Here is an 18,365-nt window from a genome sequence, read left to right on the forward strand (position 1 = left end):
GCCCGAATCTGTGAGCACCCTGGTCAGGGCACCTGCCGCTACGCTCGGGAGCGTGCTGCTGGGCAGGAGCACGGAACGCGGGATGCTCGACCGGCTCGCCGGCGACGTCCGCGACGGGCGGAGCCGCGCGCTGGTGATCCGGGGGGAGCCTGGCGTGGGCAAGACGGCGCTGCTCGACGAACTGGCCGGGCGCGCCGACGGCTGCCGGGTCATCCGGGTCGCCGGGATCCAGTCGGAGATGGAGCTGGCCTTCGCGGCCCTGCACCAGGTGTGCTCGCCCCTGCTCGACCGCCTGCCCCACCTGGCCGAGCCGCAGCGGAACGCCCTCGCGATCGCGTTCGGGCTGCGTACGGGCCGAGCGCCCGACCGGCTCATGGTCGGGCTGGCCACCCTGAGCCTGCTCGCCGACGCCGCGACCGAGCGGCCGCTGATCTGCCTGGTCGACGACGTGCAATGGATCGATCAGGCGTCGGCGCGGGCCCTCGCCCTGGTCGCGCGACGGCTGCACGCCGAGTCGGTGGGCCTCGTCCTGGCCGCGCGCCGAGCCGTGGCCGAGCTGGCCGGACTCGACGAGCTCGACCTCGCCGGGCTCGACCCGGCGGACGCCGCCGTCCTGCTCGCCGTGGCGGTTCCCGCGCCGCTCGATCCGCGCATCCGTGATCGGATCCTGCGCGAGGCGCGCGGCAACCCCCTCGCCATTCTGGAGCTGCCCCGCGCGATGACACCGGCCGAGATCGCGAGCGGTTTCGTCCGTCCGGGCGCCCTGGCCGGGGAGATCGAGGCCGACTTCCGCGCCCGGCTGGCCGTCCTGCCCGCCCGGACCAGACAGCTGCTGCTCGTCGCCGCGGCGGAACCGCTCGCCGACACCGCCCTCGTGGAGCGGGCGGCCCAGCGGCTCGGTCTGGGCGCGGACGCGGCCGCCCCGGCCGTGCTCGCCGGGCTGGTCGAACCGGAGTTCCGGTTCCGGCATCCGCTCGTCCGCTCGGCCGTCTATCGGGCCGCTACAACCGACGAGCTGCGCCGGGTCCACCGCGCGCTGGCCGAGGTGACCCCGGCCGCCGAGGACGACCGGTACGCGTGGCACCTGGCCCAGGCCGCCGCGGCGCCGGACGAGCGGGCGGCGGCCGAGCTGGAGGACGCGGCCGCCCGGTCGCTCGGGCGGGGCGCCCCGGCGGCCGCGGCGGCCTTCCTGCGCCGGGCCATCGAGCTGACCGCCGACCCGGCCGGCCGGGCCCGCCGCGCGATCGGCGCGGCCCGGGCCGAGCTGCAGGGCGGCGGGCTCGACGCGGCGCTGGCCCTGCTGGCCGCGGCCGAGGGCGGCCCGCTCACCCCGCAGCAGGCCCATCAGGTCAACGTGGAACGGGCGCGAATCGCCTATGTCAAGCATTACGGCGACGGGCCCGTGACGATGCTGCTCGACGCGGCCCGGCGGCTCGAACCGATCGATCCCGACGCGGCCCGGGACACCTATGTGGAGGCGCTGGGCGCTGCCATGGCCGGCGGCCGGATCCTCGCCGTGGCCGCGCGCGCGGTCGCCGCCGTGCCCCCGACCCGGCCCCGGCCCGCATCCGACCTGCTGTTCCGAGGTCTCGATCGGCTCCGCGACGCGCCCGGCGAGGCGCACCGTCTGCTGCATCAGGCCTTCGACGAATATTGCGACCGGCCACCGCCCGCCGTGGAGGCCTGGCTGCCGATGGTCATGGCGGCGGTGCTCTGGTCGGACGAGCGCTGGGACCGCGAATCGGCCCGCCACCTCGCCGAGATGCGCGCCCGTGGCGACGTCGCCGAACGTCCGGTCGCGTTGAACGTCTACAGCCTGGCCCGGCTGTTCATGGGTGATCTGGCGAGCGCCGCGCGCGCAGCCGACGAATTCGCCGCGGTCGCCGAGCTCACGAATGTGCGCCAGGTGCCTGTCGCGGCGCTGGGCACCGCTGCCTGGCGGGGCGAGGCCGGCGAGGTGGTCCGGCTGGTCCAGGTCTATCGCGAGGGGGCCGCCCAGCGGGGCGAGACGACCGGGGTCGGAATCCTGCACTGGGCCGAGGCGGTGGTTTTCAACGGCCGGGGGCGCTACGAGGAGGCGTACGAGGCCGCCGTTCACGGGGCCGCGATACGCGAACCGTTCCACACGATCGGCAACTGGGCCCTGGCCGAGCTGGTGGAGGCGTCGGCCCGCACCGGAAGGCGATCCGACGACGCCCTGGCCGCTCTGGCTGAGGCGACGACGCTGGCCGGCTCGGACTGGGCGCTGGGGGTGCTGGCCCGCTCGACCGCGCTGACCGTCGACGACGCCGAGCCGTGCTTCCGCGAGGCACTCGACCGGCTGGAACGCACGCTGATGCGCGCCGAGGCGGCTCGGACCCATCTGCTGTACGGGGAGTGGCTGCGCCGGGAACGCCGCCGGGGTGACGCACGCGAACACCTTCGCATCGCGTACGACCGCTTCAGCGCGATGGGCGCGGCGGGGTTCGCCGACCGGGCCGCCCGTGAGCTGCGCGCCGCCGGAAGCACCCCACGCCGGGCCGGGGCGGCGGCCGACCACGACCTGACCGTGCAGGAGGAGCAGATCGCCCGCCTGGCCGCCGACGGCCTGTCGAACCCCGAGATCGCCGGGCGGCTGTTCCTGAGCACCCGCACGGTCGAGTACCACCTGCACAAGGTGTATCTGAAGCTGAGCATCACCTCCCGGCACCAGCTGGCCCGGCACCTGAGCCACCCGGGGTCCCGCACCGGGGTGTTCACAGATTCGCCGGGGTGAGGCCTACGCCCAGACTCCTCATCGAGCAGACGTCGAGGAGGGGGCAACATGCCGACCATCACCAGCAACGACGGCACGCAGATCCGGCGAGGTCACCCGCTACCTCGCCCGGCACGGCGAGACCCGGGTCGCGAAGGCCGTGCTGATCAGCTCGGTGCCGCCGCTCATGGTGCAGACCGACGCCAACCCGGGCGGCACCCCGAAGAAGGTCTTCGACGACTTCCAGGCCCAGGTGGCGACGAACCGGTCCACCTTCTACCGCGAGCTCACGACGCCGTTCTACGGCTATAACCGTCCCGGCGTCGAAGCCAACGAGGCCGTCGTCGAGAACTGGTGGCGCCAGGGCATGATCGGCGGCGCGAAGGCCCACTACGACGGCATCGTGGCCTTCTCCCAGACCGACTTCACCGAGGACCTGAAGAAGATCAGCGTGCCCGTGCTGGTGATGCACGGCGACGACGACCAGATCGTCCCCTACGCGGACGCCGGCCCGCTGTCGGCCAAGCTGGTTCAGAACGGGACGCTGAAGACCTATCACGGCTATCCCCACGGCATGCCGAACACCCATCACGACGTCATCAACGCCGACCTGCTGGAGTTCGTCCGCTCCTGACGTCCGCCTCAGCTGAACCTGATGTCGCTGAGATCGATCCAGATCATCGCCAGTTCGGTGACCGGCCGGCTGTCCGGGCCACGTACGAAGGCCCGGCGCCGCGTCGGCAGCTTGATCCCCCCGGCGTCCGTGTATTCGGTCATCACCTGCGCGGCCGGGAAACCGCCGGCGATGTTGACGCGGTAGTCGTGCCGGCGCAGCAGGAAGTCGTCGCCGAAGTAGAACTCCTGCACGGCGCTGTGCGTCTCGATCGAGCCGGGGAAGTACGCGCGCAGCACCCGCCACGTCTCGTCGCCCTCCGCCCACGGGTCGAGTTCCTCCACCCGTACGCCGGGCATGGCCAGCAGGAACGGTGACGTGAGGTAGGTCCAGAGCGCCTCGCCGTTGAAGTAGGCGCGCTGCAGCGCGTCCCACGGGGTGTGCATCTGGTGACCGGCGAACGAGTCGTGCGGGGACAGCCGCTCGGCGACCACCGAACCGTCCGTCCTCTCCACGGCGATGCGATCGGGCGTGAAGACACTGCGCTGGTCAGCCGCCCCGTACGGTGCCACCGACGCCCATTCCGAATGCAGCAGCGCCTTCATCGTGCGCGGTTCGTCGTCCTGCACGATGCCCTTGAGCGCGAAGAAGCCCCCACCGCTGACGATCGTCGCCTCGACCTGGTCATAGCTCGACCACAGGCTCTCGCCGCCGTGTGCCTCGATGGCCTTCGCGAGCAGTTCGTTCACGACCTTCCCCCTTCGGTACGCCGGCCGGTCGGTTCGCCTCCCGGTTGGTTCGCTGACCAGCCTGGCCGGGCCCGGCTGCGAGGGGATCGGTGAACACCCCGGTCCGCATGCCCGGTGTGGCACATCGAAGTCATTGCCGACACCGCGGAACGTCACTTACCGTCATCGATAGACGCCTCGCCGCGACCCCCGGCCCGTGGGCACTCGACGACGATCCGCCCCGCGTCTGACCTCCCCCCGAAGGCGCGGTATTCGCATGTCCAAGTTCCGCCTGCTGGCCACCGTTGTGGCTTTCCTGTTGCTGCCGGCCGTCCCGGCGCACGCCGCGTCCGTGCCGACCCTGGCGAGCCGGATGACCGCGGTGCAGGACGCCAAGGCGTTCAACTACTACCCGTCGAACGCCGGGTGGTCGTCGATGTGGACCAGCTTCGATCCCGTACGCATCGACACCGACCTCGATCGGGCGGCCGGCCTCGGCGCGGACACTGTGCGGGTCATCGTTTTCCCGTACACGTTCGGTTATCCGACACCGTCGGTCGCGTACGCCGACAAGCTGGACGCGTTCATCGACATCGCTGACGGCAACGGCCTGAGCGTCAAGCTGACCCTGTTCGACTGGTGGTCGGCCTACACCGACGTGACCGGCAGCATCACCTGGGCGCAGAGCTTGCTGACGCCGTACGCGAATGATCCCCGGGTGATCGCCGTCGAGCTGAAGAACGAGATCCAGGCGACCGACGCGACCGCGATCCACTGGGCCCGTCAGCTGATCCCGGCGATCCGAACCACGGTTCCGGCGATGCCGATCACGCTCACGGTCGACGCGGCCAGCGGCCACACCGGCATGGCCGGCCTCAAGTCGCAGCTGGCCACGACCCCGCTGGACTACTACGACTTCCACTTCTACGGCGCGTCGGAGCGGTCCCTGGCCGAGATCAACCGGGCCCGGACCGCGATCGCGCCGGATCCGATGGTGATCGGCGAGACCGGGATGAGCACCGTGTCCGCGACCGACGGTGAACAGGCCGCCTACCTGGCCCGGGTCTTCCGCGCGGCCGCCGACGCCGGGGTCGGCTCGGTGGCGCCGTGGACGCTCAACGACTTCGCCCCCGGCGCCATCCCGTCCGGTTCCCAGGTGTCGACCCAGCCCGCCCAATACAAGTACGGGCTCTACCGCACCGACACGACCGCGAAGCTCGGCGCCTCGGTGGCCGGTGCCGGCTGGACGACCGGGATCACCTCGAACAACGTGCTCAACCTGGGCTTCGAGGCCGCCGCGATCGACTCGCCGTGGCGCAAGTACCAGCCGTCGGCCGGGGCCGCCGCGATCACCACCGACTCACCGCGCACGGGCACGCAATCGGCCCGGTTCTCGGGGACGACCCGGGTCGGCAGCAACCTGCCCTCGCTGCTCACGTCGCCGGTGACGCCGGTCGAGCCCGGTGACGCCTGGCACGCGGAGGCGTACGCCCGGGGTGTCTCGGCCACCGGGATCACCGAGATCTCGTTGAGCTGGTTCGACATCAACGGCACGTGGATCAGCCAGAACACCTCGAACCGGCTGGCGGTCGGCACCACCGCGTGGACGAAGCTCTTCGTCGACGCGGTCGCGCCGGCCGGGGCGGCGGGCGTTCAGCTGCACCTGAAGTGCGGCGACAACACGGGCACGGTTTGGTACGACGACGTCGCGATCTCCTAGGCGAGAATTCCCTCGAGGTCGGTGCGGGCCTCGGGGGTCCAGGGAGCGGGCCGCCGGGTGGCCGGGTCGATCTTGACGAGCACGCGGGTGCCGCGGGCGTACTCGACCAGGCCGTCCGGCGAGACGAACCGGAAGCCCAGGCTCACGCTGGTGTCGCCGACCTTGTCGGCCCAGATGTTGGGTCCTAGGCCAGGCCGGCCAGCTCCGGGGTCCGGGCCGGGGCCAGCCGTCCCCAGCAGCGAGCGCGCCGCCTCGATGACCAGCGCGCGGTCGTGGGTCAGCGCGAAGTCGAAGCGCCGCTCACCCTGCGGGCCGGAATCGCCCAGATCGAGGGCGACCAGCGCGGCCGCCCGGTGCGGGCCGACCACGATGACGTTCCACTCGCCGCGCAGTGCGTCGTCGTCGCTGAGGCAGGCGCCACGCACGCCACGGGCGGGGGCGTCGGTGAGCCCGGCGCCGAGCGCGGCCACCAACGGGCTGACGGCGGCCATCCGGGCGAAGCGGCGCGCGGTGGCCGGGGTGAAGTGACGGGCCTCCTGGAAGCAGGCGAGCAGCACGGACGGTTCGCCGCCGTCGGTGACCAGCGCCTCGACGTGCCGGCTCATGGGCATGAGCTGCGCCTTCGAGGTGCGCGTGACCGGGCGGCGAGCGGCCACGATCTCGTACGGGGTGCGGTTCTCGGGGTGGGGCGACGCGATGAACGCCAACGGCTGCGGGGTCGCGGAGACGGTGTCGGGCAGCGGGGCGGGGCGGCCGAAGTGCCAGCCCTGGCCGACGGTGGCGCCCATGGTGCGGGCCACGGCCAGGTGCTCCTCGGTCTCGATGCCCTCGGCCAGCACGATCGCGCCGCTCGACTCGGCGTACGCGGCGACCGCCGCGACCACCCGGGCGGTCTGCGGATCACCGGGGGCGCGCAGCATGCCCATGTCGAGCTTGACCACGTCGGGGTGCACGAACGGCATCAGCGCGAGCGACATCGGGTCGGCGCCCACGTCGTCGAGCGCCGTGCCCCATCCATCGGTACGGACCGTCGCCATCGACTGCAGCAGGCCGGACGGGTCCGAGGCGATGGCCCGCTCGGTCATCTCGGTGACGACGCGCAGCCCGCGGCGGGCGCGCTCGACGACGGGCAACAGGTCGGGCGGGCAGGCGGCGCGGGCGGCGGCCGGCTCCATGTTGACGAACCAGGTGAGGTTCTCGTCGAGCCCCGCGTTCAGCGCGGACTCGTACGCCCGGGCCCGGCAGATCCAGTCGAGCTCGGTCAGCCGTCCGGCCTGGCGGGCGGCGGCGAACAGCTCGGCCGGCGATTCCCACGGGCTGCCGGCCGGTCCACGGCTCAGCGCCTCGTAGCCCAGGACCCGCCCGGAGGCGAGATCGATGAGCGGCTGGAACAGCGTCGTTACCGCGCGGCGGTCGAGAACGTCGTGGATGTCGGGCACAGCTGTCCGATCGGCAGCCGACTTTCTGGCCTGAGGCTATTTACTGTTAATACTCTTTAACTTATGTTGGTCTATATAGGCCGGTCACCGGGCCCCCACCCGTTGATTCCGCGCGAAGGAGTCCCTCATGAAGCGAAGGTTCACCCTCCCCGCACTGACCGTCGCCGCGACCGCGGCAGCCCTCACCGTCGGAGTCTCCCCGGCTTCGGCCCACGGCTACATCTCGTCTCCGCCCAGCCGCCAGGCCAACTGTGCCAGCGGCGCCGTCCCCAACTGCGGCGACATCGTCTACGAGCCGCAGAGCGTCGAGGCCCCCAAAGGCTCGAAGCAGTGCAACGGAGGCGGCAGCCGGTTCGCTGTCCTCAACGACAACGGTCGCTCCTGGCCGGTCGCCTCGGTCGGCCAGACCGTCACCTTCAACTGGGTGCTGACGGCCCGGCACTCGACCGCCACCTGGGAATACTTCATCGGCAACACGCTGCTCGCCTCGTTCAACGACGGCGGCGCGCAGCCCGGCGCCACCAAGTCGCACACGGTCAGCATGCGCGGCATCAGCGGCCGCCAGACCGTGCTCGCCCGGTGGAACGTCGCCGACACGGCCATGGCCTTCTACGCCTGTGTCGACGTGAACATCGGCGGCGGAGGCGGCACCCCACCGCCGACCACGCCGCCGCCGACCACCCCGCCCCCGACGACCCCGCCGCCGACCACCCCGCCGCCCGCGAGCGGCACGTGGCGGGCCGGCGCCTCCTACACGGTCGGCAGCACCGTGACGTACAACGGTCGTTCCTACACCTGCCGGCAGGCGCACACCGCCATCGCCGGCTGGGAACCGCCGAACGTCCCGGCCCTGTGGTCCGCCAACTAGTCGCGGCCGCGCTGGCTGCTCTGCTGGTGGTCTCCGGCTGCGGTGCGCAGCCGGAGACCCCGGTCTTCAACGCGACCGACGTGATGTTCCTGCAGATGGCCCTGGCCCAGATCGACGAGGGCTCGCAGGTCACCTCGCTGGCCGTCGATCGGGCCACCGACCCGCGGGTGCGCACGATCGCCTCCGAGCTGCACGACCAGTGGAATTCCGAGGCTCTCCTGATGTCACGATGGCTGCGGGAATGGCAGCAGCCGGTCGTTTCCACCGCTTCGCACGACGGGCACGGCGATCTGCACGTGCTGCGGCCCTCCGACATCGGCGAGCTTCGTTCGGCCCAGGGCAAGACCTTCGACCGTACGGCGGTGAGCCTGCTCCTCGGTCACCTCGGCAACTGCGTCGAGACCGCCCGCATGGAGTCGGCCGGCGGTGCCTACCCGCCGGCGCGCGACCTGGGCGAAACCGTGACCCAGCGGCGCCAGACCCAGATCCAGCGGCTGTTGGCCCTGGCGGCGGAGCCGTAAGTTCGAGTCATGGGAACCTTGCCGAAGGAACTCGTCGACCTGATCGAAACGGGTCCGCTGGCCCACCTGACCACCCTGAACGCCGACGGCTCACCCCAGGTGTCGATCATCTGGATCGGCCTCGACGGCGACGACGTGGTCAGCGGCCACCTGCCCCGCAACGTGAAGATCCGCAACATGGAACGCGACCCGCGCGTGGTGCTCTCGTTCGAGGCGCCCCGCCGCCCCGGCGTCTTCCTGGCCGAACACGCCGTGCTGCGCGCCCTGGCCACCGTCGACCCTTCCGACCAGGCCTGGGACCTGCTGAACCGCCTGTCGCTGGTGTACGTCGGGTCACCGTTTCCGGCGCCGCGCGCTTCCGGCTACATCGTCCGCTACCAGGTGCAGCGCATCGGCGGAGTCGGCCCCTGGGTGCCGTGATCGCGCGCGGGCTTCCCGGCGGGCTGCTGTTGTGGTGTCGCTTGGGCGGCCGGTTGCGGTGGCTGGGTGGTTGCGCGCGGGCTTTCCGGGTGGGCTGTCGTTGTGGTGTCGCTTTGGGCGGCCCGTCGCGCTGATCGCTTGCTTGCGGCCTGTCGCGCCTCCCGCTGCCCGGATGCCGGGCCTCACGCGCAAGATCCTTCGGCTGATCCTTGATCTAGGGGCCTCGCTCGCCCCCGAGAGGCCTTGATCCTTGATCTCGAATTGATCATGCGTGCGAGAGGCTTGAGTCATGCGTGCGAGAGGCTTGATCATGCGCGCGAGAGGCCCGTTTTCTTGAAATAGGGTCTGGAAATAGGGTCTGGCGTTCGCATCGACTTCTCCTGAAATAGGGTCGGCCGTTCGCATCGACCGAAATCGACTGAATAGGTCTGCCGTTCGCGTTGGCCCGGCCACCGCGACGGGCCGCACCCAGGCGGCCGCACGACAGCGCCCGCCCGGGGACGCCCTCGCGCAGCCACCCCGGTCACGGCGATCAGCCCACAAAAGCCGCACTTCGGATGGCCGGTGTTCGAGTCCGGAGGGTCCCCGACGGCGGAGGATCTCTAGAGTCTCCGGCATGCCGAAGTTGATCGCGCCCACCGTGGTGCTGCACGCCGCGTTCCTGGAAGCCCGCGAGGAGTGGGGCGAGGGAGCCTGGTTGCACGGTCACGGAGTGCGGCCGACCGACGACGTGGTCTCGGCGGCCGGGTTCGAACGGTGGGTGGCGAGCCTGCACGACCAGGAGGATGTGTCGATCCCGCCCATCGACGGGTGGGTGCACTGCACGTACCGCTGGATCGTCGAGGACGAGCGCTTCCTGGGCGCGATCGCGCTGCGGCACACCCTCAACGACTGGCTGCTGCAGACGGGCGGCCACATCGGCTACGGCCTGCGTCCGACGGCCCGTGGGCGCGGCCTGGCGAGCTGGGCCCTCGGCCACACCCTCGAGACGGCGCGGTCGCTCGGCCTCGACCGCGTGCTGCTCACCTGCCACCCCGGCAACACCGCGTCAGCCCGCACGATCGAAGCCCACGGCGGCGTTCTCGAAGACATCCGCAACACCGGCCCCGACCGCGTCAAGCGCTACTGGATCAACCTGCGACCGTGAGGGTTTTCTCGAAGATGACGAAGTCGCATGGGGTGGCCAGGCGTGGGACCACGGTGGGGTAGTCGTCGGCGAAGTCGGCGGTTCGGGTGGCCTGGTAGCCGAGGCGTTCGTACCAGGCCCGCAGGAAGTCCTTGACCGGGTGGGACCAGGTTCGGGGCGTGAGCAGTTCGAGCTGCATGCGGGGTAGGCCTTGGGAACGGGCCCACGTCTCGGCGAAGGTGACCAGGTCGCGGCCCAGGCCGATACCTCGATGTTCGGGGGCGGCGACCAGCATGCCGAACTCGGCCAGGGTGTCGCTGAGGCGCTGGACCCGGACCGCGCCGACGACGACGCCGTCGAGGCGGGCGGCGGCCAACTGGCCGGTGCGGATGAACTGGGTGATCTCGGCCGTCGTGGTGCGGGCGGTGTCGTCGCGCCACAGGCCCTTCTCGGCGTCGGCGTAAACCCGGTTGACCAGGGCGGCTGTGCCGGGAGCGAGGTGATCGTCGGAGGGTTTCAGCACGGCGATGTCGGCGCTCACCCGGCCCAGCGTAGTAGCGCTGGCACTACCGCCGACGGTGGCGCAGGCTGCCGGGCGGCTGGGCAGGTGACGGCAATGACCGGGAGCGACGCAGTCGCAAGGATCGATGCATGACGACTTTGACGAAGAGGACAGCGCTCGTAGTGGCCGCGACGGTCGTACTGACCGGCTCGGGGGCGGTGAGTGCGGCGGCGGCACCACCGGCTCACGACGTCAGCATGAGGGAGGTGGCTGCGCGGGTGCTGTCGGTGGGCGTACCCGGGTATGTGGCTCGGATCGACGACGGGCGCCGGGTCCGGACGACCGTGGCGGGGCTCGCGGATCGGGAGACCGGACGGCCGTTGAACGGGCGGGAGCAGTTCGAGGTCGGCAGCAACACCAAGACGTTCATGGCCGTGCTCGCCCTGCAGCTCGTCGATCGGGGGCGGCTGAAGCTCGACCGGCCGGTCGGCGACTATCTGCCCGGCGTGGTGCCCGACGGCGACCACATCACCGTACGGATGCTGCTGAACCACACGAGCGGGCTGTTCAGCTACACCTCCGACCCCGCGTTCTTCGAGCGCATGAACGAGGACCCGCAGCACGTGTACACCGAGCGGGAGCTGCTGGATGTCGCCTTCGGGCACGCGCCGAACTTCGCACCGGGGCAGGGCTGGTCGTACTCGAACACCAACTACACGCTGATCGGGATGATCCTGCAGCGGTTGACCGGGCAGAGCCTGCCTGATCTCGTCGAGCGGCGCATCGCGAAGCCGCTCGGGCTGGACCGCACCTACTTCGCCGACCCGCGGGCGACCCACACCGGGCGAGGCTATGCCCACGGGTACGCGGTGTCGTTCGCGGGCGCGCAGCCGGTGCACACCGACGTGTCCGAGTGGCCGATCGGCGGCTGGGGCGGCGCGGCCGGCGCGATCATCTCCACACCGGAGGACCTGGCCCGGTTCTTCGAGGCCGTGCTGGGCGGCGAGCTCTTCTCCCGCGCACAGCTCGCCCAGATGCGGTCCACGGTGGACATCCCCGAGAGCTTCGGGATCAAGGGCGGGTACGGTTTGGGCCTGATCAGGATCGACTCGGTGTGCGGAACGGTCTGGGGCCATGGCGGCGACACCATGGGCCACCACAGTACGGCCGTCGCGAGCGCGGACGGGCGGCGTACGGCGGTCACCGACGCCACCGCCGAGCCCGTCGACTCCGAGCCTAACGCCGGTGCCGAGCGCTTCTACCGGGTGGTGATGGCGGCCGACACGGCAACCATCTGCCACCTGCTGAACAAGCCGGTGCCCGCCGCGGTGGCCGACGCCCTGCGCGGCTGAGACACGGCCGGTGTCATGACGCGGTCCGCACCTCGGGCCGCGTCGCACCGGCCCGCAACGCGATCTTGCGCGAGGCGACGATCGCCGCCGCGAGGGCGGCCAGGACCAGCGCGGCCTCGGTCAGAACCACGACCGGGTCGACGCTGTAGCCGGTGGACCGGGCGAAGGCCACCGTGACCAGCGTGATCACGACGGCCGTCAGCGGCAGGAGCAGCATCATCACGCGGGCGGTCTCCGCGGCCCGGTGGACGTCGCGCAGGCGCAGCCGTACCGCGACGACCGCCCCGGCCACGAACGCGACGGCGGGCAGGCTGTAGACGACGGTGGCCACGACGTGGACGGGAATGTTCACGGAGAGATCGAAGAGCCGCACGCACAGCGCGAAGACCGCGATCACCAGCCCGCTGCTGGCCACCCCGGCGACGAGCCCACCGAGCAGCGACGTGACCAGGAAGCGGCTGTGCTGCGCGGCGCCCGACCGCACCCCGGCCTCGTCGGCGAGTGCACGGGCGAAGGCGGCGACGTCGCCTTCGATCAGGCGGGCCGGGTCGACGCCGTCGGCCGCCGCGGATTCCAGGTCGAGGCGAAGGTCGGCGGCGAGTCTCGCCCGGTCGGGGGCGGCGACGCCCGCGGCACGCCAGGCCCGGGACGCCTCGGCCAGGACGCTGTCGATGTTGTCCATGTCAACTCCTCGCGATGGTCAGGATGCTGTCGACGGTGCCGGTGAAACCGATCCACTGCCGCTGCCACGCCTCGAGGTGTTCACGGCCCGCGGCGGTGACGGCGTAGACCTTGCGCGGCGGGCCGGACGGGCTCACCTGGCTCTCGTTCGCGACCAGGCCGAGGCGCCGCAGCCGGGTGAGCAGCGGATAGATCGTGCCGTAGCCGACCGAGCCGAACCCGGCCGCTTCCATGCGGCGGACCAGCTCGTAGCCGTGCGCGGGTTCGCCGGCCAGCAGCGCGAGCAGGCACATGTCGAGCACGCCCCGTAGAAGCTGAGCTTGACGCTCCGGATCGGCCGCTATCATGCGCCACATAATAGCGAGGTATTAGGCGGCGCGATATAGCGGATCGGTTGTGCTAGCCGAGCAGGCGGCGTTCCCAGGCCCAGGCGGCGATTTCTACGCGGTTGCGGGCGTTCAGCTTGGTCATGATCGAGCCGACGTGGGTCTTGACGGTGCCGATCGAGATGAAGAGCTGGGCGGCGATCTCGGCGTTGGTCAGGCCCTTGGCGGCCAGGCGCACCACGTCGAGCTCGCGCGGGGACAGGCCGCCGTCGTCGCCCGAGGGCGCCGGGGGAGAGAGGTGCTCAAGGAGACGTACGGTGATGGAAGGGCTGATCAGAGCGTCGCCTGACACGGCCGCCCGCACCGCCTCGACCAACAGGGCCGGGCCCGAGTCTTTGAGCAGGAAGCCGGCCGCGCCGTTGCGCAGCGCCTGGTGGACGTATTCGTCGAGGTCGAACGTCGTCACCACCACTACCTTGACCGGCTCGCTGACGCCGGGGCCGGAGAGCAGGCGCAGCGCCTCGAGGCCGTCCATCTTCGGCATGCGGATGTCGAGCAGCGCCACGTCGGGCTTGAGCTTTCGGGCCAGCGCCACCGCCTCGACGCCGTCGGCGGCCTCGCCCACGACCTCCATGTCGGGCTGCGCACCGATGATCATGCCGAAGCCGGTGCGGACCATGGCCTGGTCGTCGGCGATGAGAACGCGGATCATGCTTCTGTCCTCGGGTCGATCGGGAACGCGGCGTCGACGACCCAGCCGCCCTCGATGCCGGGCATGGCCGTGATGCGGCCGCCGACCGCGCGGACCCGCTCGGTCAGGCCCACGAGACCGTACCCTGAGCGCTCGCGCGGTGCGGCGGTGCGCGCCGGGAGCTCACCGTCGTTGGCCACCCGCACCAGCAGCCACTCGGGCGTACGGCGGATCCAGACGTCGGCGGCCGTCGCGGCGGGGGCGTGCTGGCGCACGTTGGTCAGCGCCTCCATCACCACCCGGTAGGCCGAGGTGGAGACCTCGACGGGAAGACCGCCGACGTCGCCGTCGAGGTGCATGCGGGCCTTCGCGCCGCCGGCCGAGTTGAACTGGTCGAGCAGGGTGCCCAGGTCGGAGACGCCGGCGACCGGGGCGAGGGGGGCGTCGGGTTTCGAGTCGGGGTCGCGCAGCACGCCGACCATGCGCCGCATCGACGCCATCGTCTCGGCGCCGGCGGTCTCGATCTGTTCCAGGGCGAGCAGCACCCGTTTCGGGTCCTGTTCGGCGATGAACTTGGCCCCCTGGGCCTGCACGACGATGCCGGTGACGTGATGGGCGATGAAGTCGTGCAGGTCACGGGCGAACTCGGTGCGCTGCTCGGCGCGCACGGCGTCGACCGCGCGCTGGCGGGAGCCCTCGACGATGCGCAGGTAGATGGCGAAGCCGATCACCGCGGCGGCGGCCAGCGCCTGGATCAGGCCGAAGATCACGTAGACCGCGTTCTGGCCCGCCCGCAGCGGCGCGAAGCTCACCGCCGCGCCCACCACGAGCAGGGCGATCGCGCCCCGGCCGGCGGTGGAGTTGCGGGCGATCACGTAACAGACGCCGAGCAGCGCGAACGACTCGGCCAGGCCCCAACCGGCGCCGTACTCGTTGCCGTCCGACATCGCCGCGCCGACCAGCGTGACCAACAGCGACGCGCCACCCAGGACTATGGCGGCCGTGGGCAGGCGGGTCGAGCCCGGCTTGTGCACGGGCAGCCACACCGCGGCCGCGGCCAGGGCCAGCAGCACCTGGAACAGGCCCAGCACCTCGGAGCGCGACAGCAGGCCGCCCTGGGCGACGTCGAAGAGGCCGAGCAGGAACATGCCGCCGAGCGCGAGGAGCTGCGCCGCCCGGCGAAGGATCATGCGGTTGGGATTGGTCTGCATCGCCATCCAGCGTAAGCGCTGGTCCGGGGTGACCCATCGGCCGAAAGACAGACCCGCCGCCCGGCATCGACCCGGCCGCGGGCCGATGTGCCGGTCGATCGGCTGCCCCCAGACTCCTCGGCGACAAGCAAGCCACCGAGTGGAGATGACATGCAGACGCAGAGCGTGGACACGTTGGCCGCGGTCGCCGCCGTCGACCTGGTCAAGGTCTACGGCAGCGGGGACACCGCGGTCCGGGCGCTGGACGGTGTGACCGTCGGTTTCTCACGTGCCCAGTTCACCGCCATCATGGGGCCCTCGGGCTCCGGCAAGTCCACCCTGATGCACTGCCTGGCCGGCCTGGACACCGCCACCTCGGGGCAGGCCCTGCTCGGCGGCACCGACCTGACCAAGCAGCCGGACAAGGTGCTGACCAAGGTGCGGCGGGAGCGGATCGGCTTCGTCTTCCAGGCCTTCAACCTGTTGCCGCAGCTCACCGCCGCGCAGAACATCACGCTGCCGCTCGAGCTGTCCGGCCGCAGGCCCGACCCGCACCTGTACGCCCACCTCACCGAGTCGCTGGGCATCGTGGCCCGGCTCGACCACCGGCCGGGCGAGCTCTCCGGCGGTCAGCAGCAGCGGGTCGCCCTGGCCCGCGCGCTGATGTCGCGCCCCGAGGTCGTCTTCGCCGACGAGCCGACCGGCAACCTGGACTCCCGCTCGGGCGCCGAGGTGCTGCTCTTCCTGCGCAACTCGGTGCGCGAGCTCGGCCAGACGATCGTCATGGTGACCCACGACCCGGGCGCCGCCGCGTACGCCGACCGGGTCGTGCTTCTCGCCGACGGCCGGGTCGCCGGCGAGATCGACCGGCCCGACATCGCCTCGGTCACCGACGCCCTGCAGAACCTGGCGGCCGCCCGATGAGCGTGCTGCGCACCCAGCTCCGCGGCGTGGCCCGCCGCCCGGCCCGGCTGCTGCTCACCGGCCTGGCTGTGCTGGTCGTCTCGTTCGTGGTCTACGCCACGGTGCTCGCCCAGCAGATCACCGAGCGCAGCCTGCTCGACGGCCTCTCCGGCACCCCTGAGACGGTCGACGTGGTGGCCCGCAACGGCACACTCGACTCGGCCCAGCTCGCCGCGATCAACAAGCTGCCGGGGGTCGCCGAGTCGACGGCCCGGCTCGAGGTCGGCGCCGAGCTCGGCAACGAATACCTGAACCTCGCGAGCGACCCCGGGACCGGCCCGCTGGCCGTCACCAAGGTCACCCAGGGGCGTTACCCGTCGAAGGGCGGTGAGATCGCGGTCACCGCGCGCACCGCGGAACGGCTGTCCCTGCCGGTCGGCGGCACCACCCAGGCCGTCGTGAGCTGGGACGACAACGGGAAGGGCCGGCCCCCGGTCAAGCTGACCGTGGTCGGGCTGGTCGAGGCCCCGGTCGACTACGGCGCGAACGGGTTCGCGCCCACGTCCGCGCTGACCGCCCTGACCGGCGTGAAGCAGTTCCAGCGGGTCGACCTGGACGCCGCCCCCGGAACCGACCCGGCGACGTTGCGCGACCGCGTCGAGGCCCTGATGACCTCGTCGATCGCCAAGGCCGACGAGCGGGCGGAAGTGCTCGAAGGCGCCACCGTGCGGCAGAAGGAGGCCGAGGAGACCGCCTCCGGAGTGAACGCGGTGTTCGCGGTCATCGGAGCCTTCGTGGGCATCGCTGTGCTCGCCGCGGGCCTGGTCGCCACGTCGACCTTCCGCATCGTCTTCGCGCAGCGGATGCGGCAGTTGGCCCTGCTGCGCGCGGTCGGCGCGGGCCGGCGCTCGATCACCTGGGCCCTGGCCGTCGAGGGTGCGCTGACCGGGCTGGTCACGGGTCTGACCGGTGTGCTGCTGGCACTCGGCGTCGGGCACCTGGTCCCGGCCGTGGCCGGCTGGAACGACATGCAGGTGGCCTCGCCGGGCTTCCCGCTGCCCGCCGCACTGGGGACCGTGCTGCTGGCGGTGCTGCTCACGGTGCTTGCGGTGCTCGCCCCGGCCGCGTCGGCGTCGAAGGTCTCGCCGCTGGAGGCTCTGCGCGGCGCGGGCACCACCGGCGCCCGGGGCGACATCGGCAAGCTGCGCTGGGCCACCGGAATCCTGCTGGCGGCCGGGGCCGTGCTGGCCGTCGCGTACGTCGCCACGAACCTGCCCGGCCGCGACCCCAAGGACTACGACCCGACCCCGATGCTGTTCGCCGTCATCGCCTCCGCCGGGTTCGCGTTCTTCGCCCTTGTCGTGCTCGGCCCGGTGCTGGTGCGGCCGGTGCTGGCCCTGCTGGGCTGGCCGATCCGCCGCTTCAGCCCGGTGGGCCGGCTGGCCGCCGGGGGAGTGGGTGCGGCCCCGCGCCGGGCCGCCGCGGTCTCGGTCGTGGTCGCCCTCGGGGTCGCGCTGGTCGGTGGTGCGCTGGTCGGCGGCTCGTCGCTGCGGGTCCTGCTGGACCGGGAGACCGCGTCGGCGGCGCCGGCCGACTACGAGCTGACCGCCCAGGACGACGCGACGGTCCCGGCCGCGCTGACCGAGCAGCTCAAGCAGCGCGACGAGCTCAAGGACGTCACCGGTTACCGCCGGTTGCCGGTCAAGATCGGTGACATGGAAGGGCTGGACGTCACCGACCTGAAGGTCGGGGCGCTGCCCGAGCTGAAGAAGCTCGACGTGTCCTCGGGCTCGTTCGCCGACGTCGGGCCGGGCAAGGTGGCCCTCTCCGGGTTCGGCTCCGACATCACCGGGGCGGGCGTCGGCGACCAGATCGAGATCAAGACCGACAAGCGCACCGTACGGGTCACCGTCGTGGCCAAGCTGCCGGCCGACGCGCCGCTGCACGCCACGGCCCTGCTCGACCCGTCCGACCTGACCAGGCTCGGCGCTCCGGCCGCGTTCTCCGGGGTGCTGGCCAACGCGGCCGTCCCCGGCGAGGAAGGCCGCACCGACGGCAAGCGGGCGATCAGCGAGGTGCAGGGCGCGGCCGGCGGCAAATGGCAGGTCGCCGTGCTGGCCGACCAGCGCGACGAGATCAACGACCAGGTGACGCTGCTGCTCGTCATCGCGCTCGGCCTGGTCGGCCTGACCGTGATCATCGCGGTGGTCGGCGTGGGGACGACGACCGCGCTGTCGGTGGTCGAGCGGGTCCGTGAGTCGGGAGTGCTGCGCGCGGTCGGGCTGTCCCGCGCCGGTCTGCGCACGATGATGACGACCGAGTCGGCGCTCTACGGGGTCATCGGCGCCGCGCTGGGGCTCGCGCTCGGGGTGCCGTACGCCTGGCTCTTCGTGCGGGCTCTCGGGGTCAACGCCCCGCTCACCCTGCCGGTCGGGCAGCTCGTCGTGGTCTTCGCCCTGCTGGTCGCGCTGACCGCGCTGGCCGGGGTGCTGCCCGCCCGCCGCGCCGCGAAGGTGAGCCCGGTGGCGGCGCTGGCCACCGAGTAGACCGG

General features: G+C 71.8%; 17 protein-coding genes. 10 read left to right on the plus strand and 7 right to left on the minus strand.

What is annotated here, in order from left to right:
* Positions 1-52 precede the first annotated feature (52 nt).
* Both EER30_RS36970 and EER30_RS36975 read left to right on the plus strand, forming a co-directional pair.
* Positions 53-2,755 carry a helix-turn-helix transcriptional regulator gene (locus tag EER30_RS36970; protein ID WP_240670537.1) on the plus strand — a complete coding sequence of 901 codons (2,703 nt, stop codon included), beginning with the start codon at positions 53-55 and terminating at the stop codon, positions 2,753-2,755.
* Positions 2,742-3,368 carry an alpha/beta fold hydrolase gene (locus tag EER30_RS36975; protein ID WP_349290908.1) on the plus strand — a complete coding sequence of 209 codons (627 nt, stop codon included), beginning with the start codon at positions 2,742-2,744 and terminating at the stop codon, positions 3,366-3,368. Before EER30_RS36970 ends, EER30_RS36975 begins: the two co-directional genes overlap by 14 nt.
* 8 nt (positions 3,369-3,376) lie before the next feature.
* On the opposite strand, the gene EER30_RS36980 is transcribed toward EER30_RS36975, so the two are convergent.
* Positions 3,377-4,096 carry a hypothetical protein gene (locus EER30_RS36980; protein WP_127505789.1) on the minus strand — a complete coding sequence of 240 codons (720 nt, stop codon included), beginning with the start codon at positions 4,094-4,096 and terminating at the stop codon, positions 3,377-3,379.
* Between the two features lie 256 nt (positions 4,097-4,352).
* On the opposite strand from EER30_RS36980, the gene EER30_RS36985 reads away from it, so the two are divergent.
* Positions 4,353-5,795, plus strand: coding sequence for a cellulase family glycosylhydrolase (locus EER30_RS36985; RefSeq protein WP_127505791.1), 1,443 nt, complete (start codon positions 4,353-4,355; stop codon positions 5,793-5,795).
* Here EER30_RS36985 and EER30_RS36990 read toward each other — a convergent pair.
* Positions 5,792-7,234, minus strand: coding sequence for an EAL domain-containing protein (locus EER30_RS36990; RefSeq protein WP_127505793.1), 1,443 nt, complete (start codon positions 7,232-7,234; stop codon positions 5,792-5,794). The genes EER30_RS36985 and EER30_RS36990 overlap by 4 nt on opposite strands.
* A gap of 127 nt (positions 7,235-7,361) precedes the next feature.
* On the opposite strand from EER30_RS36990, the gene EER30_RS36995 reads away from it, so the two are divergent.
* The 4 genes from EER30_RS36995 (at position 7,362) to EER30_RS37010 (ending at position 10,190) form a co-directional block, all read left to right on the plus strand.
* Complete coding sequence (locus EER30_RS36995) at positions 7,362-8,102, plus strand: lytic polysaccharide monooxygenase (protein WP_127505794.1); 741 nt, start codon at positions 7,362-7,364, stop codon at positions 8,100-8,102.
* Positions 8,087-8,623, plus strand: a complete 537-nt coding sequence (locus EER30_RS37000) for a DUF305 domain-containing protein (RefSeq protein WP_127505796.1) — start codon at positions 8,087-8,089, stop codon at positions 8,621-8,623. The genes EER30_RS36995 and EER30_RS37000 overlap by 16 nt, the downstream gene beginning before the upstream one ends.
* A gap of 9 nt (positions 8,624-8,632) precedes the next feature.
* Complete coding sequence (locus tag EER30_RS37005) at positions 8,633-9,043, plus strand: PPOX class F420-dependent oxidoreductase (protein WP_127505799.1); 411 nt, start codon at positions 8,633-8,635, stop codon at positions 9,041-9,043.
* A 616-nt stretch (positions 9,044-9,659) separates the two neighbouring features.
* Complete coding sequence (locus EER30_RS37010) at positions 9,660-10,190, plus strand: GNAT family N-acetyltransferase (RefSeq protein WP_127505801.1); 531 nt, start codon at positions 9,660-9,662, stop codon at positions 10,188-10,190.
* Here EER30_RS37010 and EER30_RS37015 read toward each other — a convergent pair.
* The gene (locus tag EER30_RS37015; protein WP_240670539.1) at positions 10,174-10,710 is read right to left on the minus strand and encodes a GNAT family N-acetyltransferase; all 537 of its coding nucleotides are present in this window, start codon (positions 10,708-10,710) and stop codon (positions 10,174-10,176) included. The two genes, EER30_RS37010 and EER30_RS37015, sit on opposite strands and share 17 nt — an antisense overlap.
* Positions 10,711-10,820: 110 nt before the next feature.
* Between EER30_RS37015 and EER30_RS37020 the strand changes: the two genes are divergently transcribed.
* Positions 10,821-12,023 (plus strand): serine hydrolase domain-containing protein, encoded by a 1,203-nt coding sequence (locus EER30_RS37020; RefSeq protein WP_127505803.1) that lies wholly within the window; start codon positions 10,821-10,823, stop codon positions 12,021-12,023.
* 13 nt (positions 12,024-12,036) lie between these two features.
* On the opposite strand, the gene EER30_RS37025 is transcribed toward EER30_RS37020, so the two are convergent.
* The 4 genes from EER30_RS37025 to EER30_RS37040 are packed head-to-tail and all read right to left on the minus strand — an operon-like array spanning position 12,037 to position 14,932.
* Complete coding sequence (locus EER30_RS37025; RefSeq protein ID WP_127505805.1) at positions 12,037-12,705, minus strand: hypothetical protein; 669 nt, start codon at positions 12,703-12,705, stop codon at positions 12,037-12,039.
* Position 12,706: 1 nt separating this feature from the next.
* Entirely contained in the window at positions 12,707-13,051 is a 345-nt protein-coding gene (locus EER30_RS37030) for a PadR family transcriptional regulator (protein ID WP_127505807.1), read from the minus strand.
* 52 nt (positions 13,052-13,103) lie between these two features.
* Positions 13,104-13,742: a response regulator gene (locus tag EER30_RS37035; protein WP_127505809.1), complete on the minus strand. Its 639-nt coding sequence runs from the start codon at positions 13,740-13,742 to the stop codon at positions 13,104-13,106.
* On the minus strand, positions 13,739-14,932 hold the full coding sequence (locus tag EER30_RS37040; RefSeq protein ID WP_127505810.1) for a sensor histidine kinase: 1,194 nt from the start codon (positions 14,930-14,932) through the stop codon (positions 13,739-13,741). The genes EER30_RS37035 and EER30_RS37040 overlap by 4 nt, the downstream gene beginning before the upstream one ends.
* 150 nt (positions 14,933-15,082) lie before the next feature.
* Here EER30_RS37040 and EER30_RS37045 point away from each other — a divergent pair, with 150 nt between their 5' ends.
* Together EER30_RS37045 and EER30_RS37050 are read left to right on the plus strand one after the other, a co-directional pair.
* Positions 15,083-15,835 (plus strand): ABC transporter ATP-binding protein, encoded by a 753-nt coding sequence (locus EER30_RS37045; RefSeq protein ID WP_127505812.1) that lies wholly within the window; start codon positions 15,083-15,085, stop codon positions 15,833-15,835.
* Positions 15,832-18,360, plus strand: coding sequence for an FtsX-like permease family protein (locus EER30_RS37050; protein WP_127505814.1), 2,529 nt, complete (start codon positions 15,832-15,834; stop codon positions 18,358-18,360). Before EER30_RS37045 ends, EER30_RS37050 begins: the two co-directional genes overlap by 4 nt.
* Positions 18,361-18,365 lie beyond the last annotated feature (5 nt).

The sequence above is a fragment of the Actinoplanes solisilvae genome (assembly GCF_003999975.1).
GTDB lineage: Bacteria > Actinomycetota > Actinomycetes > Mycobacteriales > Micromonosporaceae > Actinoplanes > Actinoplanes solisilvae.